We start from the raw sequence: 25,633 nt of genomic DNA on the forward strand, positions 1-25,633 counted from the left end.
GAGGGATAACGATGAAAAGAGAACCGACTCCACCCGCCCATTGTACCTTTGAGCCAGAGGACTGGCTGCGTCTGGCAAAATGCTGGCACCCCGTCGCCCGTGCCTGTGACATCGGCCCGGCGCCGGTCAAAGCGACCCTGCTCGATGAACAACTGGTGATTTACAGGATTAACGATCAGGTTGTGGTCGCCCGGGATGTTTGTCCTCACCGGGGCGTGCCGCTGACGCTGGGCTTTCATGATGAGCACGGGATTATCTGCCCTTACCACGGTTTACGCTTTGGGGAAGATGGACGCTGTAACCGCATTCCGTCCAGCCCCGACCAACCCGTTCCGGCGAAGCTGAACCTGATTAACTACGCCGTGGAGGAACGCTTTGGGTTGATCTGGACCTGCCTGGCGTTTGACCCGGACAATCCAGTGCCGCTGCCCAGCATGCCGCACTGGGATGACGACGGATTTCAACAGATTAACTGCCCGGCATTTGAGGTGAACGGTTTCGCCGGTCGCCAGGTGGAGGGTTTTCTGGATGTGGCGCACTTTGCCTGGATCCACACTGATACCTTTGCTGACCCGAATAACCAAATCGTACCTACCTATCAGCCGCAGGAGACGCCGTTCGGCTTCGTGGCGGATTACTGGAGTTCAGTCAGCAACTATCCCGCCAGCTCGGACGTGCAGGCGCCGGAAGGGTTCCAGTGGTTGCGCCATTTTGAAATGCATCTGCCATTTACCGCCACCCTGACGATTCATTTTCCGGGCGAATCGAGACTGGTGATCATGAATGCCGCGTCGCCCGTGTCATCACGCGTCACCCGCATGTTCGCCCCTATCGCGCGTAATTTTGACCTGCATATTCCGGTGGAAGATGTGCATGCCTTCAATCTGCGCATTTTTGAAGAGGATCGTCTGATGGTCGAAACCCAGCGCCCGGAAAGCCTGCCGCTGGACCTGAAGCTGGAAGCCCATATTCCCGCAGATAAAAGCTCAATTGCCTACCGCCGTGGACTGAAAAAAATGGGCTTTGGCGAATTTTTCCTGGTATGACGGAGGCCGATATGTTGAGCGTGATTGTTGACGGGATTTGGCGTGAGGGCGACAAAAGCCTCGCCGTCAGGCTGGTGACTGAAAACGGCGAAGCGCTGCCGGCATGGCAGCCCGGGGCGCATATTGACGTACACCTGCCCTGTGGATTGGTCCGTCAGTATTCCCTGACCGGAGCGCACCAAAGCGCGAGCTATCTAATCTGTGTGGGACGGGAAGCCGCCTCGCGCGGCGGGTCCCGCTATGTGCACGATACACTGCGTCCCGGTCAGAAATTATTGATCTCTGCCCCGCGCAATCTGTTTCCGCTTCTTCCGGCAGAACGGGTTTTGCTGCTGGCGGCAGGGATTGGCATTACGCCGCTGTATGCGATGGCTCTGCAACTGAAGGCGGCCGGAACACCGTTTACGCTGCACTATTACGTCCGACAGCGGGAAAGCGCGGCGTTTACCCGCGAACTCTCACCGTTTGCTGAGTGCATCATTCATACCAGCAGCCCGCGCTCAGCGCTGGCTGAGCATCTCCCGGTGGCTGAGTCGGGGCTTCACGCCTGGATCTGCGGTCCGGCAGGATTCATGGAAAAAGTGCGGGAGGTCGCGACGGCGAAAGGATGGGAGGATGCCCAACTTCACAGCGAGGCGTTTCATCCCGCTGCCCCTGTCGCAAGCGGCGAAGCGGGCGAGATCTTTACGGTCAAACTGGCCTCCACCGGCGAACGCTGGCCGGTGCCTGCGGATAAGACCATCGCCCAGGTGCTGCAGGAAAATGGCGTGGCGGTCCCGCTTTCCTGTGAGATGGGGATCTGCGGAGCGTGCCTGACGCCAGTAATTGACGGCGTGGTGGATCACCGGGATAGCGTGCAGTCGGAGACGGAAAAAAGCGCAACGGAACAGCAGGTGGCACTGTGCTGTTCGCGGAGTCATTCCGGGGAGCTGGTGATCGGGCTGTAAAGTGAAAAAACCCTGCGATACTACTATCCCAGGGTTTTTGATTCGCCGTCACGCCGGAACGGGCAACTCAATGCCGCTTTGCGCCAGTTGCCCCATCTCGCAGTACATTGCACAGGCCGCACTGACGATAGACATTGCCAGCGCGGCACCGCTCCCTTCACCAAGACGCATATCAAGATGGATAAACGGCGCCAGCCCAAGATGCTCCAGCGCACGTCTGGCACCTTTTTCGGCGGAAAAATGAGAGGGAATACAGTAGTTCTTAACTTCTGGTGCAATCTGACAGGCGGCGATGGCCGCGGCATACGAGAGAAAACCGTCTAACACCACGGGCAGCCCGCATGCGCCAGCGCCCAATATCACTCCGGTCATGCCCACCAGGTCATAGCCACCGACTTTGGCCAGAACATCAACCGCATCGCGCGCATCCGGCTGGTTAATGCGTATCGCCTGACGGACAATGGTTTCCTTATGTTGGACCCGATCCTGCGGCAAATTAGCCCCAATCCCCACCACATCATGCGGATCGCTGTCGGTCAGTACGCTGATGATTGCCGAAGCCGGTGTCGTGTTGGCAATACCAAGCTCGCCAACGCCAAAGATGGAGATCCCCTCCTGAGCGCGTTGTTTAACGAGGCTGGCGCTCGCCAGCAGCAGGTGTTCAGCATCCTGACGGCTCATCGCCGGCCCCTGTGCGATATTACCGCAGCCACGAGAGAGTTTAAGACTGAGCATATTGTCGATAGGCTCGCCGTCAATACCGATGTCAACGGGCAGCACTGACGTCTGACTATTGCGGGCCAGCACGCATACGCCAGTCAACCCCTTTTGCATATTGACGGCCTGAAGCCAGGTCACCACTTTCGGCGTCACGGCCACACCTTCATCAAATACGCCATGGTCGGCGCACATGACGATAATCTCTTTTTGCAGATTATCGAGCCTGTCGATTCCCCACATTCCCGAAAGCTGTATAGCCAGGCTCTCCAGCCGACCGAGGCTGTTTGTCGGCTTTATTAAGCCATCAACATGCCGCGAGGCCGCCTGAATCTTCTGTTTATCAAGCGGTCTGATGGCCGCTGCCAGGTCCTTCACTGTCTCCATCCTCACACCCTCACTCCTCAGTTTGCCAAACGTTTCTGCCATTAAATACGCGTAACACCCAATACCCGGCCCGATTTTCAACAACCGTGTAGGCATCGTGACTGAACGGGAAATGCCACATTGCCGCCACGGGCATCCCTAACCAGGTTGCCAGCAGCAGGCTAAGCACACCCTGATGCGCCACAATAAGCGTGTCTTCGCGCTGCTGCAGTTGACTCATCTCATCTGCCGCCGCCCTGACGCGCGCGGCGAAATGCGGGAACGCCTCGCCACCGTCCGGCGTGGCGTTTTGCCAGTCATCCATCCAGCGCTGCCACGACGCGGGATTTTCTTTTTCGATGTCGCTGAAGTGCCGCATCTCCCATTCACCAAAATCCAGCTCATTAAGACGCGCATCCACATGGACATCATGGGCTGTCGGCACGATAAGCCGCGCCGTTTGCTGTGAACGTTGCAGCGTGCTGACGCGCGTTTGTCCGAACGCGACTCCGGACAGGTACCCGGCAACACGCTGGCTTTGCGCAATACCCTGCGGTGAGAGTGACAGATCGGTGCTCCCGTAAAACACGCCGCTGATGTTGGCGGTTGTTTGACCGTGCCGAACCAGAAAAATACGCATGCATCAAACCCACAGAAGCGCCAGAAGGAAGGCCATTTCGCCGATCTCCTCCATCGCGCCCAGGGTATCCCCCGTCAGCCCATTCAGTCGGCGGCTTAAAAAGATCTTTACCGCGTTGACGACCATCCAGGTGATGACACTGGCGACAAGCCCGCGCATTCCCGCCATCACCACCACGAGCATCACGCCGGTGCAGAGGGTAATGATCGTCTCTTTGCCGCTGATATGGCCGAGATAGGCGATTGCCATCCCTGCACCTTCGCGCGCATAGTGCTGCCGGTACATGGCCAATACCATTCCCGTTCGCCCAACGATTGGCGCGCACACCAGCAGCGCAAACAGGGTATAAACCGGAAGGTGAGCCAGGGAGATCACCGTAGCGACTTTGATAAGGATGCAGAATACGATGGCCAGACCACCGTAGGTCCCCAACCGACTATCGCGCATAATCTCCAGCATCCGTTCACGGGTGCGGGCAGAAAACACGCCATCACAAGTGTCCGCCAGACCGTCCAGATGAAACCCACCGGTCAGCAGTACCAGCGCCAGTACCCAGGCGACGGCACCGATATAAATCCCCCCGCCGCTCTGGCTCACCGCCAGATAGCCTAAGGCGGCCAGGACCCCAACGATCAACCCCACCACGGGGAACCAGGGGACGCCACGGCCGTATTGCGAGAAATCAACACCGTCGCTCCATTTTTGCGGCACCGGAATGCGGGTAATAAATCCCAGCGTCGCCCACAACATTTTTAACGGCATTTAATCTTTACTCCAATTCCCGAGACAACCAGCCACACTTCCTGCGCCGCCTGCGCCAGCTTTTGGTTCGCACGCCCGGCAATATCAACAAAATGACGCGCCAGCCGATTCTCTGGCGTGATGCTCATGCCCAGTTCATTGGTCACAATATAAACTGGCACCGCTGACTGCTGGCAGGCCGCAATCAGGTCATCCACCTGCTGTTGCAACACCGCCTCAAGCGCGGAAAAATCGAGAGTCTCCGGCGAAGCACCGCCGCTGGCATCATAGAGCAGGTTCGACAACAGGGTGGTGACGCATTCCAGGACAACACCTTCACCCGGCTGCACCTGATGGCGAATCACGTCGCCCAGATCGCGATACCCTTCCCAGGTTCGCCAGTGCGCAGGACGCTGAGCGCGGTGCTTGTCAACACGCAGCGCCATCTCTTCATCGGTAATCACTGATGTCGCGATATACAGCACGCGCTCGCAATGCGCCGCCGCCAGTTGTTCGACGTGCGCACTTTTCCCGCTGCGCGCGCCTCCGGTGACTAAAATCATGCGCCCACCTCCTGATGCTCCCGCATTATTTGATAAATCTTTTTAATATCAATATGTTCTCTCATCGCGCTGGCAAGGAGATCAAACTGTTGCGCTTTCCAGGCGGCGTAATCTACCGCAACGTCTAATGGCGCCAGTCCTTTGCGCTGGCGTAAGCCATCCACCATCGCGCGCGTGAAGGCATCGTTATCGAATAATCCATGGAGATACGTCCCTATTACCTGCCCGTCAGCACTGATGGCACCGTCTGCTATGCGCTCGCCCTCTTTTTCCAGAAACAGTGCCGGATAATCGTCGGATGTCAGACGGGTCTCTCCCATATGAATTTCATAGCCCTGCACCTTAATGCCCGATGCCAACGTCAGCCACGCCGGGAGCGCCGACGCCATCTGCGCCGAAACCTGCGTCGTGGTTTTTCGTTGCGCGAAGCGGGTCACGGTATGGAGTAGACCCAGCCCTGGCTGGGTTCCCATCCCCGACTCAACCTCATCGATGATGGTGTCGCCAAGCATCTGGTAGCCGCCACAAATGCCCATGATGGGTACGTTCTGTTGGTGGGACTGCAGCACAGCGTGCGCCATACCGCTTTCCCGCAGCCAGGCCAGATCCCCCAGCGTATTTTTACTGCCGGGTAGAATCACGAGATCCGCCCCCGCCAGCTCATGGGGATAACGGACATAGCGCACGCGAACATCGGGCTGTGCCGCCAGGGCGTTAAAATCGGTGAAATTGGAGATATGCGGTACCTGCACTACGGCGATGTCGATATCACGCTGCGCGGTTCGCAAGTATTTTCCCTTTTGCAGCGCCACACCGTCTTCGTCTTCCAGATCGACATCCAGCCACGGCATTACGCCCAGTACCGGCACACCGGTCAGGTTTTCTATCTGCTCAATACCCGAGTAAAGCAGCGCAACATCGCCACGAAATTTATTGATGATGACCCCTTTCACGCGCACCCGCTCGTGGTCGTGCAGAAGCGCCAGCGTACCGTAGATGGCGGCAAATACACCGCCTCTGTCAATATCCGCCACGAGGATCACCGGGCACTGCGCCATTTCGGCCATGCCCATGTTGACGATATCGCGATCACGCAGGTTAATCTCCGCCGGGCTGCCCGCGCCCTCCAGCACCAGCACGTCATACTCCCCGGCCAGGCTGTTATAGACATCGCGGATCTGCTCCCGCAGGCGCGGTTTGTACTCGTGGTAGCTGACCGCGTCCATATCGGTTGCCACCTGTCCCATCAGCACCACCTGCGCTTTACGGTCGCTGGTTGGTTTTAACAATACCGGATTCATCCGTACGTCCGGCGTAATCCCCGCCGCCTGCGCCTGAAGGATCTGCGCGCGACCCATCTCTTTTCCCTCCGGCGTGATACCGGAGTTGAGCGCCATATTCTGCGATTTAAACGGCGCGGTACGCAGGCCATCCTGATAAAAAATCCGGCACAGCCCCGCCACCAGGACGCTTTTGCCGACGTCAGAAGCGGTGCCCTGCAACATAATTGCCTGCGTCATGAGGCCTCCTTCATTACGTTTTTTTGTCGCATACGGCTGAAAAATTCATCTTCGGTTTTACACAACGGCAGGCCAAGCTGCGCGTGCAGTTTGACGAGCCAGGGCTGCGTTAATCCGGCCCGTTCCATCAGTTCATCGCGGGCAAAGACCTCACCCGGCGCGCCGTGCGCCAGCACTTCTCCCTGGCGCAGCACGTAAACGGCATCGCTGACTTCATAAATCAGGTCAATATCATGACTGGAGATCACCACGTGGTTCCCTTGCGCCACGATACGTCTGATGATCTCGATCATCTGCGAGCGTCCTGAAGGATCAAGCCCGGCCGTGGGCTCGTCCAGCAGAAGATAGCGCGCTCCCAGCACCAGCGCCCCGGCAATGGCGACCCGCTTCTTTTGCCCATGGCTCAGGCACTGGATCGGCTGCTGGCGAAAACGCTGCGCGTCGACCAGCGTCAGCGCATCGTCGACGCGCCGCGCAATCTCCGGTTCCGCTACGCCGAGGTTACGCAGGCTGAAGGCGATGTCGCTATCGATATCGGTATAGAAGATCTGCTGATCGGGGTCCTGAAACACCGTTGCGACCTGCTGACGGAGCGCCAGCAGTCCGCGCTTGCTGTAGTCCAGCGGCTTTCCCTGCCACAGCACCGCCCCCTGTTGCGGCTTCAGCAGACCGCTCAGGTTCATAAATAACGTCGACTTTCCGCAGCCATTGGCCCCCACAAGCCCGGTGACGGCATGTGTCGAAAAATCCAGCGTCAGCCCTTTGAGTACATACGTCTCCTGATAGCGAAACCAGAGATCGGCGGTGGTAAGCATGGTGCGATTCCTTACAGGGGAAAATCACCCTGGTAGAGTTTAATATCCAGCGTGGTCGCCATCTGCTGATAGCGAATCAGCACCCGGGTAAACAGCAAACCGACCAGCATCGCCAGCGAGCGATAACTTTTTGGCAGGCTACGATAGCCAAAACGCAGCGTCTGCGCGCGATGAATCGCCAGCGCTTCGTCCAGCAGAATAAAAATAAAGCGCCAGGTCAGCAGAATCTGCTCGGTAAGCAGGCGCGGCACACGCGCCCGCTTAAGCAGCACAATCAGCTGCGGAAACGGCAAGTTCAGCACCAGCCAGAAGGTTGCCGCCAGCGCGGTAAGGCTGCGCCAGAAGGTTTCATTCGCGGCGGTCAGCCCGGAAGCGGTTATCCCCAGCCAGTAGTGCCCCACCGGAACGCTCACCGCCAGCGTATGCGGGTCACGGGTGACACTAAAGAGGATCGTCAGCACCCCAACCAGCAGAAAGCCAAACGGCAGCGACATCCAGCGACACCAGCGCCAGAAGGTCATACGCAGCAGCCAGCAGGTCAATCCCGCCGTCAGCGCCAGTACGATCCCCTGCCCCAGCGGCGGCAGCGCAAACGCCAGAGTCATCAGCACCAGCCAGAGCAGAAACTTGCGTTCCGGGGCAACGTGAGCCCAACGGCTCTGGTAGCTCAGCCTGTCAAGCCCGGTCATCACGGCGCTGTCTGCCTTTGGTGTAGCCCAAAATATAGAAAATCACCGCTGCGCCAATGGATCCCTGGAGCGTAAACAGCAGACTTTCAATTTCGCCGCTGGCGGGTTCATAGAGCGGTGTGAACCATGGTGTGTAATGAGGCGCCACAACCTGGATTTGATTTTCGGCTTCACCATCCGAGCCCCCAAATTCGCCACCGTGATCGATAAAAAATGGCATTACGATCAGGGCAAGCACCATCGCCAACAGCATCAGTGTCTTTTTCATCTCAGTATCCTTGCGCGGTAATCAGCCGACGTTTGGTCAACTGGTCATAAATCATTACGGTTAACAAGCCCTCCGCAACGGCGATGGGGATTTGCGTCAGGCAGAAAATGCCCATGAATTTCACCATCGAGCCCGCGGCACCCGTTGCCGGGTCCGGGAACGCCGCACCAAGCTGGACCGAGGTAACAAAATAGGTCACCAGATCCGCCAGCATGGCGCACAAAAAGACCCCGACATCACGACGAAGCCCGGCACGGCAGGCCATCTTCCACACCATGTACCCGACAACCGGTCCAATCACCGCCATCGACATGCCGTTCGCGCCAAGCGTGGTTAAACCGCCGTGCGCCAGTAGCAGCGCCTGAAACAGCAGCACGATGGCGCCGAGGATGGCGACGACACCTGGCCCGAACAGAATAACGGCGAGCCCAACACCGGTCGGATGCGAGCAACTGCCGGTTACCGATGGGATCTTCAGCGCCGACAGCACGAAAATAAACGCCCCGCACAGCGCTAGCAGAACTTTCTGGTGATTATCCTCCTGCACGATACGACGCAGGCGCACCAGCCCGTACCATAGACACGGTAAGAAGAGCAGCCACCACGCCAGCGCCCACATCGGCGGTAAAAACCCTTCCATGATATGCATCGCGAACGCCTGCTCCGGCACCACCATCAGCAATAGCGCCACCGCCAGGCCACTTAATGACAGCTGTTTAAGCTGTTGTTCGAGTTTCATTGCGCATACTCCCACTGTTTGTTGACCAGAATGGTCGAGAAATAGGGTAACGGTTGGTCATCAGCAACCTCATCCAGATGCCGCCAGCACTGCTCGCCGGGGAGCGTGGCCTCTGACATCATCAGTGCACAGTCCAGCAGTCCGGCCTGCGTCAGCAGCGCTTTGATGCGCGCAAACCGGCCATAGACCTTCATCAGCACCAGGCTGTCGTGTTGCTGCAGCGCGTGCGCAATCTCCGCTTCCGGCGCGGTACAGGAAATCACCGCCAGAGACTGCTGTTCCATCGCCAGCGGCATTTTTGAACGCGCGGCAATCGCGGCAAACGACGTCACGCCGGGCACAATCTCCAGCCAGTCCGGGCTGCCAATGCGCTGAAGTAAGAACACCCACGTGCTGAACAGCATGGCATCGCCAAGGGTGATAAAACCAACCTGTTTCCCGTCGTTCACCTCACGCACTAACGCATCGGCCACCTCATCCCACACCGCCTCCTTTTCAGCACTGTCGGCGCTCATGGGAAAGTGGCAGCAGCGGATTTCGGTCTGTTCGCCGATAAACGCCCGGACGATAGAAAGCGCCAGGCTATCGCCGCCTTTGCGGCCCGCCGGGGCGTAGAGAATATCCAGCGAACCAAGGATCCGTGAGGCACGCACGGTGATAAGATCCGGCGCTCCCGGTCCGGTACTCAGGGCGTACAGTTTGCCGCTCATGCCGCCTCCTCCAGCGCCATACTTAGCGCCTGCTGTAAATGGGCGACGAACATTGCGCGTACCGCCGGGTTTTCACCCAGCCCGCTCAGCCACGGCGTCGCCGTGATCCCGGCGGCGTTAAACAACGTCTTCCAGGAGTCCTCGTCGTCAGAGGCCATATCGTTGATGGCGTGATCGCCGGCCACCAGCATCAGCGGCATCAGATGCACGGCGGTGACGCCTTCTTTGCCGAGACTCTCAATCAGGATGTCGACTTCCGGATAGCTCTCCACCGCGCCGACGCGGGCCGGGAAGCTCTGGGCCATCATCATGTGGTCGAGGCAGGCATAGGCCGCAAAGGCGTGATGGCTGGCACCGTGGCCCATAAACACCACTTTTTCCGTGGCCCCAAGCGTCGGCATCTGCTGTTGCAATGCGCGCATCAGCTGCGCGTAATCGTCGTGGCTGCTCAGTAGCGGTACCCCCAGCGTCAGGCGGGTAAACAGCGGACGCAGGCTCTGCACTTCACGGACGATTTTCTCGTACTCATCGCCGTTGATGATGTGCAGAGACTGAATCGCCACATCCTGATATCCCTGAGCCGCAAGCTTTTTCAGCGCCTGCAGCGGCGTATCGATTTCAATGCCATCACGCTGTTTGAGCTTGCGAATGATCATCCCGGAGGTGAAAGCCCGAAACAGCTCGCGGTCAGGGCAGCTTTCCGCCAGCGCACGCTCGCACGCCACAATGTTCTTCTCGCAGGTATCGTGGTAGCTGGTACCAAAGCTGACCACCAGAAGCGCCTTTTTCATCTCTAACTCCTTAATCAGCGGCCAGCCAGCGCGCTAAACGCCCGGCGAATGCGGCCTGACTTTCCAGTAATTCCTCTCCCGTCACCAGCGGTGCCGGGCGTGTAATCACGATGCAGGGGATGCCCGCATCCAGACAGGGTTGAACCTTCTCCTGATAGCCACCTTCTGCGCCGGAGGCTTTGGTAATCATCACATCAGCCCGGCAATGACGATAAAACGCCGCGTTAAATTCAGCGCTGAAGGGCCCGCACATAGCGAAGATCTCGGTGACGCCAAAGCCAAGTCCGGCGCATTGCTCAATGACCTCGGGCACCGGCAAAACCCGGGCCAATAGCGTTTTCTCCGGCAGACCTGCGCGCCAGCGCGCCAGATCTTTACTGCCGGTGGTCAACAGCACGCGTTCGCCAAACCGCCGCGCGATGTCGCAGGCCTCTTCAATTCCCGGCACGCTGTAAAGCAATGGATGCGTCAGATCGCAGAGTTGTTCGGGGCGTTGATAGCGGCTAAGCAACACCCCCACCGTTTCACAGGCCGTCAGGATGTTGCGGCTGACCACCTCAGCGTAGGGATGCGAAGCGTCAATCACCCAGCGGGTTCTGTTTTCCGCCAGCCAGTCAACCATCTGCTGCGTCTCCAGGCGGCCACAGCGCACCCGACCGTTAATGTCGCCCGCCAGCCGCTGCCCGGTTGGCGTCGCCACCGACAGGGTGTAGGCCACGCCCGCCGCATCCAGTTGCTGGCAGATCGCGCGGGCATCGCTGGTGCCGCCCATGACCAGCACGCCGCCATAGTTCACAGTACATAACCCCGGGGTGTGATCATCAGCCCCTCCTGAACGAAGGTGGCTTTATTTCCGACGATCACCAGGCTTGTCATATCGACCGGTTCAAAGTCCATGTCGCCCAGCGTGGTTAACCACTTCTCCTGCTTTTTACGCCCGGCAGACTTCACTACCCCTACCGGCGTTTGCGGGCTTTTGCTGGCGGACAGCAGCTCAAACGCCCGTGCCAGATGGCCCTCGCGACCCCGGCTGCGCGGGTTATAGAAACAGATGACAAAGTCCGCCTCTCCCGCGGCGACAATACGTTTTTCGATGACCGGCCACGGCGTCAGCAGATCGCTTAAGCTGATGTGGCAAAAATCGTGCATCAGCGGTGCGCCAAGCAGAGATGCGGCGGCAATACTGGCTGTCATTCCGGGGATAAGGCGAACCTCAACGTCCAGTTTCTGTTTGCTGACCAACTCCAGCACCAGCCCCGCCATCCCATAAATACCGGCGTCGCCGCTGCTGATAAGCGCGACGTTATGCCCGGCCTGCGCCAGCTCGATCGCCGCCTGACAGCGTTCAATCTCTTTGCACATACCGGTTTTGATCACCTGTTTGTCGCCGGTGAAGGCCTTCACCAGATGGGTATAGGTTTTGTAGCCAACGATGATTTCTGCCGCCTGCAGCGCGTCTACAGCTTCCATGGTCATCATGGCCTGCGAGCCAGGGCCGATTCCAATTACGGTTAACATCAGTGTGAAACTCCCAAAGTGATAGTGACGCCCTGTTCGCGCAGGGTTTCTCCTCGTAGTTGCCCATGGCTCAGCAGCCACGCTGCCGGACCCGAGACGCTTCCCACGCCTACCGTCTGGCGCACAAACGGTGAGGCCGGAAAGCGATGTTCGTGCTCACGCAGCGCGTCAGCGGTAAAGGTTTCAAACGGCACACCCCAGCAGGCGGCAAGCTGGAGCAGGCCCGCTTCGTCTTTTTTAAGGGAGACGCTGCCAATCGCTTTTAGGGCCAGTGGGTCGAGCCGTTGCGCCTCGAACTGACGCGCCAGCAGGGTTGCCAGCAGCGGAAACGGTGTGTCGCGTCGACAGCCGATACCCGCCACGACCCGCTGAGGGACCAGCTTCCAGTGCGGCAATGGCAGTTCCGGCAGCGTGTTCCGCAGCGTAATACACACCAGCGCATCCAGTTCCGGGAGGTGCTGCAGGTCACTCACGGTGATAAACCCGCGCCGATCACACTGACTGACGTCGTCATCGAGTTCCGCATCCCACCACAGCCCTACCCGCTGGTGGCTCACCAGCATCTGGTTGACGATTTTTACTGCCGTTCGGAAATCGCTCATTCGGGCGTTCATCTGGATGGCCAGGGTATCCAGCGCGGCCATCTCGTTGACGTCCGTGGCGGTGGTAATCACCGGGTCAGCCCCCAGTATTCCCGCCAGATAGCGGGTCAGTGCATTCGCCCCGCCAGCATGGCCGGAAAGCAGGCTAATCACGTGCTGCCCACGTTCATCGATGACCACCACCGCCGGGTCGCTCAGTTTGTCGTGGATGAGTGGTGCCAGGACGCGCACCACAATTCCGGTTGCGCCGATAAAAATCAGCGACGGGTAGTGCGTGAACGCCTCGCGAACCGCCGGGGCAAAGCCGCCGTCGAAGGGAACAAAACCCTCTTCCTGCAAACGCTCGCTGGTAAAACAGGTTACCGGCAGCATTGCCGCCAGGCGCTTTGCCAGCCGCACGCCGCCCGGGGTCAGGCAAAACAGCGCAATAGCCTCAGGCTTTACGGTATTCATGGCTAAAATCCGCGGCATAGAGTTTTGAGTAGTGATACTCCTCGCCCAGGAACTTCCCGACCAGAATGAGCGCCGTTTTCCGGATCCCCGCCTCGCGTACTTTGTCGGCGATATCTGCCAGCGTGCCGCGTACGGTGTGGCTTTCCGGCCAGGTCGCTTTATAAATGACGGCAACGGGCGTGGTGTCTGGATAACCGCCTTCAATCAGACGTTCCGCCACCCGATGAATACGCTGGACCGAAAGATAAATCGCCATTGAGGTCTGATGGCTGGCAAATGACTCCAGCTGTTCACGCTCGGGCACCGGCGTACGGCCTTCGAGGCGGGTAATAATCAGGCTCTGTGAGACTTCAGGCACGGTGTATTCCACCCCAAGCTCCGCCGCAGCACCGAGGAAGGCGCTGACGCCAGGTACCACCTGCCAGGCAATGCCGAGTTTGGTCAACTCTTCACCCTGTTCCCGGACGGAGCCGTAGAGCGAGACATCACCGGTCTGTAAACGTACCACCGTTTTTCCGGCCTTCACGCCCGCCGCCATCAGGCCAATGATCTGTTCTAAATGGAGTTCCGCGCTGTCGTGGCATTCGGCCCCCTGTGGGCAATATGCCAACAGTTCGGTATTGATAAGCGAACCGGCATAGATGACCACCTGCGCCTGCTGCAGCAACCGGTATCCCTTGAGCGTAATGAGCTCTCGATCGCCGGGACCAGCACCGACAAACCACACGCAACGGGAATCAAACGTCTCAGACATGGTGTTCTTCCTTCTGACAGGCGATAACAAAAACGGGATTGTTCGGTTTGAAATAGTGGCCGCTGCCAAGCGGCGCCAGTGCGGAGACCTGCATTTGCAGGCAATCAATGTCCTGCGCGCCGATCTGCTGCAGATGGGCCAGCGCGGTTGTGAGGTTTTCCATCAGGATAAACGTCATGACCAGACGTCCGCCCGGATGTAACTGGCGCATGGACCAGTCAATAAGCGATGTCAGATGGCCACCGCTGCCGCCCATAAATACGGCATCGGCCTTATCTGCCACCGGTAATGGCGCAACGCCCGGCAAAATAGCGATATTGTGACAGGTAAAATGCTGGCGATTTTCCGCAAGCAGTTGCAGAGCCGCAGGGTTACGTTCAATGGCCGTCACTCGCAGCGAGGGAAACTGCAGCGCCGCCTCTATCGACACACTCCCGGTCCCCGCGCCGACATCAATCAGGTGGCTGGCGCGATGCAGCGCAAGCTTCGAGATGGCCAGGGCGCGTACCGCCTCTTTGGTCATCGGCACCGTTTCGCCGCGCAAAAACAGTTCATCTTTCATCGAGGATCACCACTGCATTCATTTCATAGTCGGCACTGACCTCACTGACCGGCAGCCAGTAGATCCGTTCGTTTTCCATCGCCAGGTTTTCACCAATGACCATCCAGCGATGGCCCTTACCACGTGCCACCAGCTGCGCGGCAATCGCTTTCGGCCCGCACTGGTTATCGGTGACCATCGCCACTTTGCGATGCCGTGCCAGCTCATCAACATTCACGCTGCGACCATGGCTACTGGTCAGCCACATCTCATTCATATCAATGCCCGCCTGCGCACACAGGTACTGCACCGCGCTAATGCCGGGAATAATGTGCACGCGCGCAATACCGAAATGCGCCACCATTCGCGATCCGATGCCGTAAAACAGCGGATCGCCGGAGGCGACAATCACCACCTTTTTCGCCTGACGCGCCTCAATCCAGGTCAGCAGCTCCGGAATGTTAGCGCCCAGGACAAATGTCTCGCCGCAAAACGCCGGGAACTGCAGCAGATGACGTTTTCCGCCGACCAGCGCATCGGCATGTTCAATGGCTTCGCGCGCAGCGGGCGTCATCAGATGCAATCCCGCAGGTCCCATTCCCACAACCGTTAACATTGCAGCTCCCGGGCGATCGCCTCGACCGGGCGGTTGCTACCCAGCACCTGGTTATCAAAGGAAAACATAATGGCGTCACAGGTCGGCGGAGTTTTGGTAAAGCGCAACATCTGCATCACGCGCAGGCAGATACGTTTGGCGAGGTGGTTGTAAATAGCCTGAAAACCCCAGGTTTCGATATGCTCCATCGCCGCCTCGGTGGTATCGCAATCGCTGACGAGGGTCAGTAACTCCAGCGGTGCGCCGAGCAGTGCCAGATGTGCCACCAGCGTTTCCATGCGCGCGTCGGCGATATGGCTGTGGGTGTGAAAAATCCCGGCGGCAATTTTGATGAGTTTGCCGGGATGGCCGACCAGCACTATCTGGCGAAACCCCAGCCGCACCGCCTCTTCGACCATGTAGCCGACAAAGTTGCTCATGGTGACCACGACATCTTCATCAATGCCCATCTGCTCGCGCACAAATCGCTCCCCATGATTGCCCGGCACCAGCACGACCCGCTCCAGCCCCGCCGCGCGTTTAATCTCCAGCTCCAGAGAGAGCGAGCGTTTCCAGCTCTCTTCTGACATCGGTGTGACAATGCCGGTGGTGCCGATAATCGAAATCCCGCCCAGGATCCCGAGGCGTGAGTTGTAGGTTTTCTGCGCCCGCGCTTCACCTTCAGGCGCAAAGATTTCAACGTCAGCCCCGCGCGTCGGGCCAATCGCCTCGCGCACTGCGGATTCAATGGTGTGACGTGGCGTGCGGTTGATCGCCGCACTGCCGATGGGCAGGCCTATTCCTTTGCGCGTGACGGTCCCCACGCCTTCGCCACCCGAAAGCGTAATCTCGCCACTGTCATTGAGCGTCACGCGGGCGAAAATCAGCATACCGTGCGTGGCATCGACATCATCACCCCCGTCTTTGCGGATGGCCGCAATCGCCTGCTGACCTTCAATGTGCGGCGACTCCACGTTCAGACATAGCGTGACACCGGAGGGGGTCACAATGGAGATCTGATGAATAAGATGCTGGCGCAGCACCATCAGTGCGGCGACTTTCGCTGCCGCGGTTGCGCAGGAACCGGTGGTGTAGCCTTTACGTAACGCCTTCCCGTTATGCCATACCGGGGCATCGAAGGTTGAATCGCTCATCGCGCCCCCTGCAGGTAATAGAGCATGGCGTTCACAATCGCCGCCGCCACATTGCTGCCGCCTTTGCGCCCAAGAGCCGCAATCGCGGGCAAATTGCTGTGCGTCAGCGCCTCTTTCGATTCCGCCGCCCCCACAAAACCCACCGGAACACCCACCACGCCGCTGACAGCAACATCATGCTCAAGCAGGCGAAACAGCGCCGTTGGCGCGTTACCAAAGACGAAGACCTTCTCGCTCTCTTCCGTCACTGCGATATCCACCGCCGCCATCGAGCGGGTTATTCCCTGTGCTTTTGCCTGCGCCACCACCCGCGGGTCGCTGATATAGCAGCGACATTCACCCCCGAATGTCGCCAGCAGCGTTTTGTTGATCCCGGAGAGCGCCATCGTGGTATCGGTATAGATAACTGACGGGCGACGGAGCGCCGCGCAAAGCTGTTCCAGTGCATCATCTGAAAACCAGAGAATATCCAGCCAGTCAAAATCTGCGGTGGTATGGATCACCCGCTTGATGATCGCCTCATGCAGTGGGCTGGCAAACCGGTATTCCGGCCGCGTTTCGCGAATGATCTCGCCAATGATGTCGAAACTTTTGGCTTCAATCGCCTGGGGTTGCTGGATGTATTGCATTGTCTCTTGTCCTCAGGCCACGCCAACCATCAACCAGCGTGCTGCGATAAACAGCGCCAGCGCCAGGGTGGAGGAAACCCACATCAGTCGAATCGTTCGGGAAATGTCGTCTACCGCAATCGGGCGCAGCGCCTCGCCAATCCACGGCTTTTCTACGCGCTGACCAAAATAGTCGTTGGGTCCGCCAAGCCGGATGCCCAGCGCGCCAGCGACCGTCGCTTCTGCCCACGCGCAGTTGGGACTGCTGTGGTTGTAGCGGTCGCGCCAGCCGAGGCGCAGCGCGCGGGAGAAATCGTCACGGCATAGCCACGCCGCGATGCTCAACAGAAACCAGCTCAGACGAGCGGGGATATAGTTCGCCAGGTCATCCATACGGGCGCTGACCATGCCGATCGCACGGTATTTTTCGTGCTTGTAGCCCACCATTGAATCGAGGGTATTCACTGCCTTATAGGCCATCGCCAGAGGCGCACCGCCCAGCATGAGGAAAAACAGTGGGGCGATAACGCCATCGACCGTGTTCTCCGCGACAGTCTCCACCACCGCCCGGTTGATCTGTTCCGGCTGAAGTTGAGACGTATCGCGTCCCACTATCCAGGAGAGTTTTTCGCGGCTTTCATCAAGGTCGCCCGCTCGCAGAGGACGTTCAACGTCCCGTGCAGCGTTTGCCAGACAGCGCCCGGCCAGCACGGTAAACATCATCCACACCTCAATCGCCCAGCCCAGCCAGGGATGAACCATCCGTCCGAGCGCCAGTACGCCCCAGGCTATGCCCCAGGTCAGCCCCACCACGACCAGCCACATGACGCCGCCACCAATGCGTAGCGCCGTGTCGCTATGACAGCAGCGGCGAATACTCCGCTGCATCGCATTGATCAGGTTGCCTATCCAGCGCACCGGATGCGGCCAGTTTTGCGGGTCGCCGATGATGACATCAAGCAACCACGCGACGCACCACGCCAGCAGGGTCATAGCGCCCCCCTCGCCGCCGTCAGCCAGCGGTTGAGCATCATGGGGCGTTGGGCAAAGTGGAGGTGCAGATAGCTTGCGAACGTGTTGCCAACCTGCCAGCCGCCCGCCCACTCCTGCATCGTTACGCCATCGCGTACTTTGCGACACGCCAGTACCGCGGGGGTTTGGGGAGAGAAGTCGGAATAGTGAAATTCATGCCCACGCAGCACCTCTCCGCTATCGGCCAGCAGCGTGGACTGGCGCGCCTGCGCCTCACAATAGCCAAAACGGGTCAGCCGTTTACCCATCCTGCTGCGGCCGGGGATAACATTGGCCATCCGGTGGGTGATCCCCGCGCTATCTTCCAGCGTGCTGCCGAGATACATCAGCCCACCACACTCGGCGTAGATCGCCACGCCTCGCCGATGCGCCTCCCGCAGGCTGGCAAGCATCGTGGTGTTTTCCGCAAGCCGTGCCGCGTACAGCTCCGGGTAACCGCCCCCGAGCCAGACCATCTGGCAGTCAGGTAAATGGGTGTCGCGCAGCGGGCTGAAGCGGATAATGTCGACCCCGGTACGTTCGAGTAGCGTGATGTTATCCGCATAATAGAAGTTGAAGGCCTCGTCATCGGCCATCGCGAGCGTCAACCCGCGCCCGGCGTCCCCATCAGGGAGCGCAGCCCAGGAGCCCTGCGGCAGTGACACCATCTGGCTGAGCGAGAGAAGTTGTCCGATGTCCAGCGTACGTTCGAGAATGGCGGCAAAATTTTGCCAGGTCTGCAGGTCCGCGACCGACTCCCGGGCGGTGACCAGTCCCAGATGGCGCTCGGGCAAACCGACGCCTTCAACGCGCGGCACATAACCCAGGACGGGTACCGTGCAGTAGTGTTCAATTGCCGTTTTGAGCAACTGATAATGTGATTCGCTGTTGACGCGATTGACAATCACCCCGGCAATATTGAGGGTGGGATCAAATCGCTGAAAGCCCATTACCGTGGCAGCAATTGAAGTCGAGACCGCCTTGCCATCCACCAGCAGTATCACCGGGCAGCCCAACTGTTTTGCCATCGCGGCGGTGCTGCAATAATTCGGATCCGTGCCGTAGCCGTCATACAGCCCCATCACACCTTCAATCACTGCGATATCCGCCTGCTGCATATGCTCGCAGAACAGCGCGTTGAGTATCGGTTCAGGGAGCATGAAGCTGTCGAGGTTGCGGGAGGACGTACCGCTGACTTTGGTATGCCAGCCGGTATCAAGATAGTCAGGGCCCACTTTATATGGCTGGACGCGTAACCCACGCTGTTTTAACAGACTCAACAGGCCTAGCGTCACCGTGGTTTTACCACAACCGCTTCCGGTACCTGCAAGAACAAACGCGTACTGCTTTGCCGCCATGGCCCTGATCCTGTCCAGGGTGGTCGGGAGGTATAGATACACGTAACCCCAGTCTTTCGACTGTATGATGTATCAGTACAACCCACTTCCCACCGAAGTTGTTGAACGTTCCCGACAGGCAGGTCTTCTGGCTTAGCGTCCTCCTCGCCCGTCCTTCCCAATCTCACGATCAGTGGTCATTACGGGGTCGTCAGCATCACAGCAGCGGGGGCTGCGGGGGATTATCACCCCCTTCCCTACCACAAATGTGGCAAACCGGTCGGCTTACATAATGAGAAAATAGCGCGTTATAAAACAGCAATGCTATTTACGGCGTTTCACTTCACCTTAGGCAAATACTTAACCGTAATGAAATACATGCTGTGTAAAACGTGGCGCCAGAATAATTGACACCTTCCTCAATAACTCAACGTTTTATCACAAAAAATTAAAAGCAAAGATAATTACGCTTAAAATCTCAATATTTATTGCGCTACGACAAGTTATTGCACCACTTGATATTTTTTCATTTTATCGTGATCAAAATTCATTAAGGTATTAAAACCTGGCTAGCACATAATATTGCTATTCAACGTAAGTTCGTGTGGCTTTATTGATGCGTAACGTATTCAGCAGAATTGCAGAATAATATGTAGGTTATCCAGGGGAGAATTTGCGGTATATCAAGGTACGAGGGATATCCTCATGACACTATGCTTCAGAATTTGCAGACCAGAAAGGTGGAAACGTGGCTGTTGCGCAATGCCCCGCGTCGTGCGGTGAGCTTATCCAGGGCTGGATTTTGGGCAGTGAGAAACTGGTCTCCTGCCCTGTCGAATGGTACAGCATGGTTGAGGTGAGCCACGGCTCAGCCCTGGCGGATGAACGCCCACTGTCGCGCGCGATGGTCGAGCGGTTATTGCAGCACTGGCACTACCCGGCGCAGTTGAGCCAGGATATCCGCATTGATGTGCATTCGACCATCCCGATTGCCAAAGGGATGGCCAGCAGCACCGCAGATATCGCCGCCACCGCCATCGCCACCGCCCACCATCTGGGGCATCAGCTTGACGAAAGCACACTGGCAACGCTTTGCGTTTCACTCGAACCTACCGACAGTACCGTGTTTCACCAGTTGACCCTTTTCGATCATAACGACGCTTCCACGCAGATTTCATGTGACACCCAGCCCAATCTCGATCTGCTTGTTCTTGAAAGTCCGCAAACGCTGCGCACGGCCGATTATCACCGCATCCCACGTCAGGCTGGGTTACATGCCGGTGCGCCAGCGCTGAAGCGTGCATGGGAAAAAGTACAGGAATCCTGTATGACGCAAAACCCTTACCGGATGGGAGAAGCGGCAACCCTCAGCGCCATCGCCAGCCAGACACTGTTACCTAAACCGGATTTTGACGCACTGCTCTCACTGGTGGAGGAGTGCGGCATCTACGGGGTGAACGTGGCGCACAGCGGCAGCGTCGTGGGGTTGATGCTGGACAGAAATAAAGACGATGTCGATTATGTGAAATGGCTGTTAGCAAAAAAACAGCTCACCCGTCACTGGCCTGAACAGCACCTGCTGCGGATGGTAAAAGGCGGCGTGACGCTACTCTGACAGCAACTTGTGCTGGATGAGCCACTCGACCTGCTGCTTAACCTCTTGCTCGTGATTCTGCGCTAAAGCCTGTTGCAGCGGAACATGCCGGAAGAATGCGGCCCAAAATGCGCGCTTGCGATCCCGGTCAACGCATGCGCCGTTCACCCTTTCACGCAGCGCCCCCGCCAGCCGCACGCTTTCTCGCATGTCCGGAGGAAGATGGGCTGCGACATGTGCTTTGAGGATCTTACTGTAGACCGGCGCGTTGCCTCCGCAACTAAGTGCAATAATGACCGGCGAATGGTCAATAATGGCCGGTGAGATAAAGGTGGCAGCAGAAGGGTCGTCTGCGACATTGCAAAACAGACGCTCCGCGCTGGCGGCCCTGGCGACCTGACGGTTCACCTGCGGATCGCTGGTTGCGGCAATAACCAGCCAGCATGATTGCAGATACTGCGGCGCAAACGTCGCCGGGACCCACTCGATGTCACCGCACGCGTGCAGGCTGGCGAGTTCCGGCGTCAGGGAGGGCGCAACCAGACACAACTCAGCCCCGGCAGCCAGCAGCCCCTTTGCCTTATGCGTCGCCACCTGCCCACCACCTACGATCAGGCAGCGTTTACCCTTCAGATTGCAAAAAATCGGGAAATAGTCCATCGCCTAGCCTTGTAAAACGTCAGTTAGCGCGGCAATAAACCGACGGTTCTCCGCTTCAGTACGCACGGCAATCCGATAGTAGTCGCGATCGAGCCCTGGATAGTTTTCGCAGTGGCGAATAAGGATATGGTGACCAAGCAGTGCCGCTTTCAGGTCGAACCCCTGACGCACGCAGCGGAAGAAAATAAAATTGGCCTGCGGCTCCCAGACCACCAGCGATGAAAAACGCGTCATCGCCTGCCACAGGAAATCCCGCTCCCGGGCGATAAAGGCATGGCTGCGAGAAATATAGTCCTCATCCAGCAACAAATGTTGCCCCACAAGTGCCGAAAAGGCATTCACGGACCAGGGCTCACGGGTGCGTTTAAGCTGGCGAATAGTCTGCGTATTTCCGCTGAGCAGATACCCAAGGCGCAGTCCGGGAATAGCAAAAAACTTGGTCAGAGAACGCAGCAGGTAAAGATAACGTGACTCAGCCAGTCGCGGCGCCAGCATGGATCCCTGCGGCAGAAAATCAATAAAAGCTTCATCAACAATCAGCGAAATCTCCAGCGTTTCGCACAGCGAGGCCAGTTGATCGAGAAGACCGGCATCAGGCATGAGTCCGGTAGGGTTATTCGGCGTTGCGATAAACAGGCAATCGGGCCTGTGCGCGCGAACGGCGTCCAGTATGGAGAAATCCACCTGGAACCCGTTCTGCTCACTCAGCGCGTAGTCGATTATCTGGCAACCCTGCTGCTGTAATGCCCGGCGATATTCGGCAAACCCTGGCACCAGCAGCATCGCCCGGCGAGGGGCAAGCGTTCGCACCAGGCCATAGATCAACTCCGTTTCGCCATTCCCGGCAATTGTCTGGTCGTAGTCACACTGACTGGCGCTGGCCAGCGCCTGATGAAGATGGCGGTATTCAACGTCCGGGTACTGCGTGATGATATCCAGATGGGACACAATGAGCGACCTGACGCGCTCGGGTAGCCCTAACGGATTGATGTTCGCGCTAAAGTCTAACAACAACTCGGGAGCGATCCCCAACTGCAGCCCCGTTTCCAGGACATTACCACCATGCTCACTCATTCGTTTCACTCGGCCATTTTGAAAATGTCAGGATAACATCAGACAACAACCTGATTCAGCGCGATATGCGATGCAGAAAACGCCAGTATCTCCTGCAGGTTGACCACCTCACCGACGACAATCAGCGCAGGAGCATGCAGTTGTTGACGCTCAACCTCGAGGTGGATATCGGTCAGCGTACCTTTGGCAATCTGCTGACGAGACTGGCTGGCATACATCACTACCGCCACCGGCGTCTCAGCGGACATGCCTCCCTCGATGAGCTGCTGGCAGATTTCCGTCAGCCGGGTCATTCCCATCAGAATGATCAGCGTTCCGTTGATTTTCGCCAGCGCATGCCAGTTTTGCGGATCGTTCCCCTGGCACATATGACCGGTCACAATATGAAAACTGGAGGCGTAATGACGGTGCGTGACCGGTATCCCGGCATAGGCCAATCCGCCAATCGAGGAGCTGATCCCCGGCACGACTTCAAACGCCAGGCCGTCTTTCGCCAGTTGCTCGGCCTCTTCACCCCCGCGGCCAAAAACGTAGGGGTCACCGCCTTTCAGACGCACCACCTGCCGCCCTTCCCCGGCATGCTTAACCAGCAAGGCATTGATTTGTTCCTGAGGTACCGGATGATGACTTGGGGTTTTACCAACATCAATAATCAGACAGCTTGCCGGAGCCTGGGCCAGAAGCTCAGGGTTAACCAGGCGATCATGGACAATCACCTCCGCATGGCGGATACAGTGCAGACCTTTTACCGTTATCAGAGACGCATCACCAGGCCCTGCCCCTACAAGCCAAACCTTCCCTTTACTCATCGTTATATCCTCAGATTAAATATTCAAAGATGCAAGAAAACGGATAATTAAAATTAGCGCTGAATTATACCCACCTCTACATGCCAAAAGTTTGATGTATTTATCACTCTCCCTTAATTGTACGAATGGCGTTTATGACCAATATCAATAAAACAGTAAACACCCTCTCACCAATGTCTGCATGGCAATAGCCCCCACTTATAAAAGTCAAAAAAAAAAAATATATTTTCTACTCTCAACAATAAAACAGGCGCTCGATCACAAATATCACAATGCTTTTGTCATCAACGTTTACAGATAAATATCAAACCCAAAACCAATCTCATTCAACAGATTGAATTTCAATGATTTTATATGACACACCATTACCATCATCATTTTTGGAAGGATTTTTTGAAAATAGATCAATTGCTTCCTTTTCGTCTTCAAAAGACACTCCAACACCATTAACAGACCGAATATCCATTAACTATTTTTAATACCCATAATATTTTTACTATCAGCCCTACAGAGGATTACCCATGAAGAAATCAACACTTGTTATTGGCGTCATTGGTGCTGACTGCCATGCGGTAGGCAATAAAGTTCTGGACCGTGTTTTTACTTCTCATAATTTTCACGTCATCAATCTTGGTGTGATGGTGAGCCAGGATGAATATATTGATGCGGCCATCGAAACCGGGGCTGATGCTATTGTCGTTTCATCCATCTACGGCCATGGCGACATCGACTGCCTGGGGCTGCGTGAGCGCTGCATCGAACGCGGTATTGGCGACATCCTGCTTTTTGTTGGCGGTAATCTGGTCGTGGGTAAGCACGATTTTGCCGATGTCGAAGCCAAATTCAAAGAGATGGGTTTCAACCGCGTTTTCGCCCCAAGCCACGACCTGGAAGACGTCTGTCAGCTGATGGCGAACGATATACAGCAGCGTCAGCGCGTTGAAGAGCTTTGTCTTGAAGAGGGTTTCTGATGCAAATCGTCTCAGTCGACATAGGTTCGACGTGGACCAAAGCAGCGCTCTTCACACCGGAGGGTGATGCGCTAACGTTGGTCAACCACGTTCTGACCCCGACGACGACCCATCACCTGGCGGAGGGGTTCTTTACCAGCCTGAATCAGGTGCTAAACGTTGCCGATGCGCGACCTTTGCTGAACAGCGGGGACGTTACGCTGAAATACTCCTCGTCGGCAAAAGGTGGGCTCGCCGTTGCCGCAATGGGTCTGGTGCCGTCGATAACCCTGGAATCGGCCAAAGTCACCGCTCATTCGGCAGGTGCCAAAATCGCCCAGTACTACTCCTACAAACTGAACCGCCACGATATTCGGGCGCTGGAGGATTCTCCACCGGACATTCTGCTGTTCACAGGCGGTACGGATGGCGGAGAAGAGAGCTACGGTCTTGCCAATGCTCGCGCGCTGGCAGCGTCAAAGCTGGATTGCGCCATTATCTACGCTGGAAACCGCGATATTCAGGACGACGTGCAGGCTATTCTTGGCCACAAAGATCTGATTACGGTCGACAACGTTTTGCCTGACCTCGATCACCCGAATCCGTATGCCGCCCGCAAAGCCATCTGCGATGTCTTTCTGTCCCGCATTGTGAAGGGGAAAGGACTGGACGTTATCGTCGGGGAAACCGGCGAGGAGCCGATGCCAACACCGTGGACCGTCTACGAACTGGTGAAAGCGATCAGCGACGTCGACAGCGCGTGGAAAGAATTCATGCTGATCGACATGGGCGGTGCCACCACCGACGTCTATTCCGCCAGCGCCAACATGCTCTCCCCGGATACCGTTCTGCACGGTGTGCCTGAGCCATTTGTTAAACGCACCGTAGAGGGAGACCTCGGTATGCGCGTCTCGGCGGTGGTGGTCGGCGAAAGTACCCAGGAACTGGTGAACGCGGTGTTCGCCCATCAGCCTCAGCGCAAGGAAGCGTTTTATCGCTATCTGCGCCATCTGGTCGCGCACCCGGATTATCTGCCGGTCACCGAAGAAGAAAAACATTTCGACACGCTGCTGGCCGGGCTGTGCGTTGGGTACGCCAGTGAGCGCCATGCTGGCACCAAAAAACAGGTCTGTACCTGCGTAGGTAACGTCGATTTGCAGGTGGGGCGCGATCTGACCACCGTGCGCAAAGTGGTGGGCTCCGGGGGATGGCTCTCCCGCGCCAGCCAGTTTGATGTTCACCGCTGGCTGAAGTACCGCGAGCTGGACGACAGCAGCAGACGTGTGCTTTTACCCGGGCAGTTTGACTATTACCGCGATGCAAAAGGTCTGCTTCCTCTGCTGGCGAATGTCGCCAGGCTGGACCCGCAGGCGGCGGCTCGCACCAGTATTCATTGTTTAACCCTATAAAACCTAAGGCAG

General features: G+C 57.4%; 29 protein-coding genes and 1 riboswitch. Of the genes, 5 read left to right on the top strand and 24 right to left on the bottom strand.

Annotation, left to right across the window (positions count from 1 at the left end):
- Positions 1-11 precede the first annotated feature (11 nt).
- The gene (gene hpxD, locus HED65_RS08970; protein WP_114978297.1) at positions 12-1,046 is read left to right on the top strand and encodes a molybdenum cofactor-independent xanthine hydroxylase subunit HpxD; all 1,035 of its coding nucleotides are present in this window, start codon (positions 12-14) and stop codon (positions 1,044-1,046) included.
- An 11-nt stretch (positions 1,047-1,057) separates the two neighbouring features.
- A complete protein-coding gene (locus HED65_RS08975) occupies positions 1,058-1,993 on the top strand; it encodes a PDR/VanB family oxidoreductase (protein ID WP_114978298.1) in 936 nt (311 codons plus the stop codon).
- Between the two features lie 48 nt (positions 1,994-2,041).
- Here HED65_RS08975 and cobT read toward each other — a convergent pair whose 3' ends face one another.
- The 21 genes from cobT to HED65_RS09080 are packed head-to-tail and all read right to left on the bottom strand — an operon-like array spanning position 2,042 to position 19,146.
- Positions 2,042-3,097 carry a nicotinate-nucleotide--dimethylbenzimidazole phosphoribosyltransferase gene (gene cobT / locus HED65_RS08980; RefSeq protein WP_114978299.1) on the bottom strand — a complete coding sequence of 352 codons (1,056 nt, stop codon included), beginning with the start codon at positions 3,095-3,097 and terminating at the stop codon, positions 2,042-2,044.
- Positions 3,098-3,107: 10 nt separating this feature from the next.
- A complete protein-coding gene (cobC, locus tag HED65_RS08985; RefSeq protein WP_114978300.1) occupies positions 3,108-3,716 on the bottom strand; it encodes an alpha-ribazole phosphatase in 609 nt (202 codons plus the stop codon).
- Positions 3,717-3,719: 3 nt separating this feature from the next.
- Positions 3,720-4,478 carry an adenosylcobinamide-GDP ribazoletransferase gene (cobS, locus tag HED65_RS08990; RefSeq protein ID WP_114978301.1) on the bottom strand — a complete coding sequence of 253 codons (759 nt, stop codon included), beginning with the start codon at positions 4,476-4,478 and terminating at the stop codon, positions 3,720-3,722.
- Positions 4,469-5,020 carry a bifunctional adenosylcobinamide kinase/adenosylcobinamide-phosphate guanylyltransferase gene (gene cobU, locus HED65_RS08995; protein WP_114978302.1) on the bottom strand — a complete coding sequence of 184 codons (552 nt, stop codon included), beginning with the start codon at positions 5,018-5,020 and terminating at the stop codon, positions 4,469-4,471. The genes cobS and cobU overlap by 10 nt, the downstream gene beginning before the upstream one ends.
- Positions 5,017-6,540: a cobyric acid synthase gene (locus HED65_RS09000; protein WP_114978303.1), complete on the bottom strand. Its 1,524-nt coding sequence runs from the start codon at positions 6,538-6,540 to the stop codon at positions 5,017-5,019. The genes cobU and HED65_RS09000 overlap by 4 nt, the downstream gene beginning before the upstream one ends.
- Positions 6,537-7,355 carry an energy-coupling factor ABC transporter ATP-binding protein gene (locus HED65_RS09005; protein WP_114978304.1) on the bottom strand — a complete coding sequence of 273 codons (819 nt, stop codon included), beginning with the start codon at positions 7,353-7,355 and terminating at the stop codon, positions 6,537-6,539. The genes HED65_RS09000 and HED65_RS09005 overlap by 4 nt, the downstream gene beginning before the upstream one ends.
- Before the next feature lie 11 nt (positions 7,356-7,366).
- Positions 7,367-8,044 (bottom strand): energy-coupling factor ABC transporter transmembrane protein, encoded by a 678-nt coding sequence (locus HED65_RS09010; protein ID WP_114978305.1) that lies wholly within the window; start codon positions 8,042-8,044, stop codon positions 7,367-7,369.
- A complete protein-coding gene (locus tag HED65_RS09015) occupies positions 8,031-8,312 on the bottom strand; it encodes an energy-coupling factor ABC transporter substrate-binding protein (RefSeq protein ID WP_028019167.1) in 282 nt (93 codons plus the stop codon). Before HED65_RS09015 ends, HED65_RS09010 begins: the two co-directional genes overlap by 14 nt.
- A gap of 1 nt (position 8,313) precedes the next feature.
- Entirely contained in the window at positions 8,314-9,051 is a 738-nt protein-coding gene (gene cbiM / locus HED65_RS09020; RefSeq protein WP_114978306.1) for a cobalt ECF transporter S component CbiM, read from the bottom strand.
- Positions 9,048-9,761 (bottom strand): cobalt-factor II C(20)-methyltransferase, encoded by a 714-nt coding sequence (locus tag HED65_RS09025; protein ID WP_028019169.1) that lies wholly within the window; start codon positions 9,759-9,761, stop codon positions 9,048-9,050. Before HED65_RS09025 ends, cbiM begins: the two co-directional genes overlap by 4 nt.
- Complete coding sequence (gene cbiK, locus HED65_RS09030) at positions 9,758-10,552, bottom strand: sirohydrochlorin cobaltochelatase (RefSeq protein WP_114978307.1); 795 nt, start codon at positions 10,550-10,552, stop codon at positions 9,758-9,760. The genes HED65_RS09025 and cbiK overlap by 4 nt, the downstream gene beginning before the upstream one ends.
- Positions 10,553-10,562: 10 nt before the next feature.
- Positions 10,563-11,348 (bottom strand): cobalt-precorrin-6A reductase, encoded by a 786-nt coding sequence (locus HED65_RS09035; protein WP_114978308.1) that lies wholly within the window; start codon positions 11,346-11,348, stop codon positions 10,563-10,565.
- Positions 11,345-12,070 carry a precorrin-3B C(17)-methyltransferase gene (locus tag HED65_RS09040; RefSeq protein ID WP_028019172.1) on the bottom strand — a complete coding sequence of 242 codons (726 nt, stop codon included), beginning with the start codon at positions 12,068-12,070 and terminating at the stop codon, positions 11,345-11,347. Before HED65_RS09040 ends, HED65_RS09035 begins: the two co-directional genes overlap by 4 nt.
- A complete protein-coding gene (cbiG, locus tag HED65_RS09045) occupies positions 12,070-13,125 on the bottom strand; it encodes a cobalt-precorrin 5A hydrolase (RefSeq protein WP_114978309.1) in 1,056 nt (351 codons plus the stop codon). The genes HED65_RS09040 and cbiG overlap by 1 nt, the downstream gene beginning before the upstream one ends.
- Positions 13,106-13,879: a cobalt-precorrin-4 methyltransferase gene (locus HED65_RS09050; protein ID WP_114978310.1), complete on the bottom strand. Its 774-nt coding sequence runs from the start codon at positions 13,877-13,879 to the stop codon at positions 13,106-13,108. The genes cbiG and HED65_RS09050 overlap by 20 nt, the downstream gene beginning before the upstream one ends.
- Positions 13,872-14,441, bottom strand: a complete 570-nt coding sequence (locus tag HED65_RS09055) for a decarboxylating cobalt-precorrin-6B (C(15))-methyltransferase (RefSeq protein WP_114978311.1) — start codon at positions 14,439-14,441, stop codon at positions 13,872-13,874. Before HED65_RS09055 ends, HED65_RS09050 begins: the two co-directional genes overlap by 8 nt.
- Positions 14,431-15,036 (bottom strand): cobalt-precorrin-7 (C(5))-methyltransferase, encoded by a 606-nt coding sequence (locus HED65_RS09060; protein ID WP_114978312.1) that lies wholly within the window; start codon positions 15,034-15,036, stop codon positions 14,431-14,433. Before HED65_RS09060 ends, HED65_RS09055 begins: the two co-directional genes overlap by 11 nt.
- Positions 15,030-16,169, bottom strand: coding sequence for a cobalt-precorrin-5B (C(1))-methyltransferase CbiD (gene cbiD, locus HED65_RS09065; protein WP_114978313.1), 1,140 nt, complete (start codon positions 16,167-16,169; stop codon positions 15,030-15,032). The genes HED65_RS09060 and cbiD overlap by 7 nt, the downstream gene beginning before the upstream one ends.
- On the bottom strand, positions 16,166-16,798 hold the full coding sequence (locus HED65_RS09070) for a cobalt-precorrin-8 methylmutase (protein WP_114978314.1): 633 nt from the start codon (positions 16,796-16,798) through the stop codon (positions 16,166-16,168). The genes cbiD and HED65_RS09070 overlap by 4 nt, the downstream gene beginning before the upstream one ends.
- A gap of 12 nt (positions 16,799-16,810) precedes the next feature.
- Positions 16,811-17,770, bottom strand: coding sequence for an adenosylcobinamide-phosphate synthase CbiB (cbiB, locus tag HED65_RS09075; protein WP_114978315.1), 960 nt, complete (start codon positions 17,768-17,770; stop codon positions 16,811-16,813).
- Positions 17,767-19,146: a cobyrinic acid a,c-diamide synthase CobB gene (locus tag HED65_RS09080; RefSeq protein WP_114978316.1), complete on the bottom strand. Its 1,380-nt coding sequence runs from the start codon at positions 19,144-19,146 to the stop codon at positions 17,767-17,769. The genes cbiB and HED65_RS09080 overlap by 4 nt, the downstream gene beginning before the upstream one ends.
- A gap of 100 nt (positions 19,147-19,246) precedes the next feature.
- Positions 19,247-19,421: riboswitch (cobalamin riboswitch) on the bottom strand.
- A gap of 452 nt (positions 19,422-19,873) precedes the next feature.
- Here HED65_RS09080 and HED65_RS09085 point away from each other — a divergent pair.
- Positions 19,874-20,740, top strand: coding sequence for a GHMP family kinase ATP-binding protein (locus HED65_RS09085; RefSeq protein ID WP_114978317.1), 867 nt, complete (start codon positions 19,874-19,876; stop codon positions 20,738-20,740).
- On the opposite strand, the gene HED65_RS09090 is transcribed toward HED65_RS09085, so the two are convergent.
- Genes HED65_RS09090 through cobA form a run of 3 tightly spaced genes read right to left on the bottom strand, consistent with a single transcriptional unit; the run spans position 20,732 to position 23,262 of the window.
- The gene (locus HED65_RS09090) at positions 20,732-21,379 is read right to left on the bottom strand and encodes a precorrin-2 dehydrogenase/sirohydrochlorin ferrochelatase family protein (protein ID WP_114978318.1); all 648 of its coding nucleotides are present in this window, start codon (positions 21,377-21,379) and stop codon (positions 20,732-20,734) included. The genes HED65_RS09085 and HED65_RS09090 overlap by 9 nt on opposite strands.
- A 3-nt stretch (positions 21,380-21,382) precedes the next feature.
- Positions 21,383-22,453 carry a threonine-phosphate decarboxylase CobD gene (gene cobD / locus HED65_RS09095; RefSeq protein ID WP_114978319.1) on the bottom strand — a complete coding sequence of 357 codons (1,071 nt, stop codon included), beginning with the start codon at positions 22,451-22,453 and terminating at the stop codon, positions 21,383-21,385.
- A 38-nt stretch (positions 22,454-22,491) separates the two neighbouring features.
- Positions 22,492-23,262, bottom strand: a complete 771-nt coding sequence (gene cobA, locus HED65_RS09100; protein ID WP_114978320.1) for a uroporphyrinogen-III C-methyltransferase — start codon at positions 23,260-23,262, stop codon at positions 22,492-22,494.
- Positions 23,263-23,783: 521 nt separating this feature from the next.
- On the opposite strand from cobA, the gene glmS reads away from it, so the two are divergent.
- Together glmS and glmL are read left to right on the top strand one after the other, a co-directional pair.
- On the top strand, positions 23,784-24,233 hold the full coding sequence (gene glmS / locus HED65_RS09105; RefSeq protein WP_028019184.1) for a methylaspartate mutase subunit S: 450 nt from the start codon (positions 23,784-23,786) through the stop codon (positions 24,231-24,233).
- Positions 24,233-25,621, top strand: coding sequence for a methylaspartate mutase accessory protein GlmL (glmL, locus tag HED65_RS09110; RefSeq protein WP_114978321.1), 1,389 nt, complete (start codon positions 24,233-24,235; stop codon positions 25,619-25,621). Before glmS ends, glmL begins: the two co-directional genes overlap by 1 nt.
- Positions 25,622-25,633: the final 12 nt, after the last annotated feature.

The organism is Pantoea sp. LS15 (assembly GCF_012241585.1).
Lineage (GTDB): Bacteria > Pseudomonadota > Gammaproteobacteria > Enterobacterales > Enterobacteriaceae > Enterobacter.

What these genes read in the sequence shown, in the direction of transcription:
- glmS (WP_028019184.1), top strand. Translation starts at nt 23,784, where the DNA reads ATGAAGAAATCAACACTTGTTATTGGCGTCATTGGTGCTGACTGCCAT.
- cobC (WP_114978300.1), bottom strand. Translation starts at nt 3,716, where the DNA reads ATGCGTATTTTTCTGGTTCGGCACGGTCAAACAACCGCCAACATCAGC.
- cobS (WP_114978301.1), bottom strand. Translation starts at nt 4,478, where the DNA reads ATGCCGTTAAAAATGTTGTGGGCGACGCTGGGATTTATTACCCGCATT.
- cobA (WP_114978320.1), bottom strand. Translation starts at nt 23,262, where the DNA reads ATGAGTAAAGGGAAGGTTTGGCTTGTAGGGGCAGGGCCTGGTGATGCG.
- HED65_RS09015 (WP_028019167.1), bottom strand. Translation starts at nt 8,312, where the DNA reads ATGAAAAAGACACTGATGCTGTTGGCGATGGTGCTTGCCCTGATCGTA.
- HED65_RS08975 (WP_114978298.1), top strand. Translation starts at nt 1,058, where the DNA reads ATGTTGAGCGTGATTGTTGACGGGATTTGGCGTGAGGGCGACAAAAGC.
- HED65_RS09005 (WP_114978304.1), bottom strand. Translation starts at nt 7,355, where the DNA reads ATGCTTACCACCGCCGATCTCTGGTTTCGCTATCAGGAGACGTATGTA.
- HED65_RS09080 (WP_114978316.1), bottom strand. Translation starts at nt 19,146, where the DNA reads ATGGCGGCAAAGCAGTACGCGTTTGTTCTTGCAGGTACCGGAAGCGGT.
- HED65_RS09000 (WP_114978303.1), bottom strand. Translation starts at nt 6,540, where the DNA reads ATGACGCAGGCAATTATGTTGCAGGGCACCGCTTCTGACGTCGGCAAA.
- hpxD (WP_114978297.1), top strand. Translation starts at nt 12, where the DNA reads ATGAAAAGAGAACCGACTCCACCCGCCCATTGTACCTTTGAGCCAGAG.
- cbiG (WP_114978309.1), bottom strand. Translation starts at nt 13,125, where the DNA reads ATGAATACCGTAAAGCCTGAGGCTATTGCGCTGTTTTGCCTGACCCCG.
- cbiM (WP_114978306.1), bottom strand. Translation starts at nt 9,051, where the DNA reads ATGAAACTCGAACAACAGCTTAAACAGCTGTCATTAAGTGGCCTGGCG.
- cobT (WP_114978299.1), bottom strand. Translation starts at nt 3,097, where the DNA reads ATGGAGACAGTGAAGGACCTGGCAGCGGCCATCAGACCGCTTGATAAA.
- HED65_RS09055 (WP_114978311.1), bottom strand. Translation starts at nt 14,441, where the DNA reads ATGAAAGATGAACTGTTTTTGCGCGGCGAAACGGTGCCGATGACCAAA.
- HED65_RS09040 (WP_028019172.1), bottom strand. Translation starts at nt 12,070, where the DNA reads ATGTTAACCGTAATTGGAATCGGCCCTGGCTCGCAGGCCATGATGACC.
- HED65_RS09050 (WP_114978310.1), bottom strand. Translation starts at nt 13,879, where the DNA reads ATGTCTGAGACGTTTGATTCCCGTTGCGTGTGGTTTGTCGGTGCTGGT.
- cobD (WP_114978319.1), bottom strand. Translation starts at nt 22,453, where the DNA reads ATGAGTGAGCATGGTGGTAATGTCCTGGAAACGGGGCTGCAGTTGGGG.
- glmL (WP_114978321.1), top strand. Translation starts at nt 24,233, where the DNA reads ATGCAAATCGTCTCAGTCGACATAGGTTCGACGTGGACCAAAGCAGCG.
- HED65_RS09090 (WP_114978318.1), bottom strand. Translation starts at nt 21,379, where the DNA reads ATGGACTATTTCCCGATTTTTTGCAATCTGAAGGGTAAACGCTGCCTG.
- cbiB (WP_114978315.1), bottom strand. Translation starts at nt 17,770, where the DNA reads ATGACCCTGCTGGCGTGGTGCGTCGCGTGGTTGCTTGATGTCATCATC.
- HED65_RS09025 (WP_028019169.1), bottom strand. Translation starts at nt 9,761, where the DNA reads ATGAGCGGCAAACTGTACGCCCTGAGTACCGGACCGGGAGCGCCGGAT.
- cbiK (WP_114978307.1), bottom strand. Translation starts at nt 10,552, where the DNA reads ATGAAAAAGGCGCTTCTGGTGGTCAGCTTTGGTACCAGCTACCACGAT.
- cobU (WP_114978302.1), bottom strand. Translation starts at nt 5,020, where the DNA reads ATGATTTTAGTCACCGGAGGCGCGCGCAGCGGGAAAAGTGCGCACGTC.
- HED65_RS09070 (WP_114978314.1), bottom strand. Translation starts at nt 16,798, where the DNA reads ATGCAATACATCCAGCAACCCCAGGCGATTGAAGCCAAAAGTTTCGAC.
- HED65_RS09060 (WP_114978312.1), bottom strand. Translation starts at nt 15,036, where the DNA reads ATGTTAACGGTTGTGGGAATGGGACCTGCGGGATTGCATCTGATGACG.
- cbiD (WP_114978313.1), bottom strand. Translation starts at nt 16,169, where the DNA reads ATGAGCGATTCAACCTTCGATGCCCCGGTATGGCATAACGGGAAGGCG.
- HED65_RS09010 (WP_114978305.1), bottom strand. Translation starts at nt 8,044, where the DNA reads ATGACCGGGCTTGACAGGCTGAGCTACCAGAGCCGTTGGGCTCACGTT.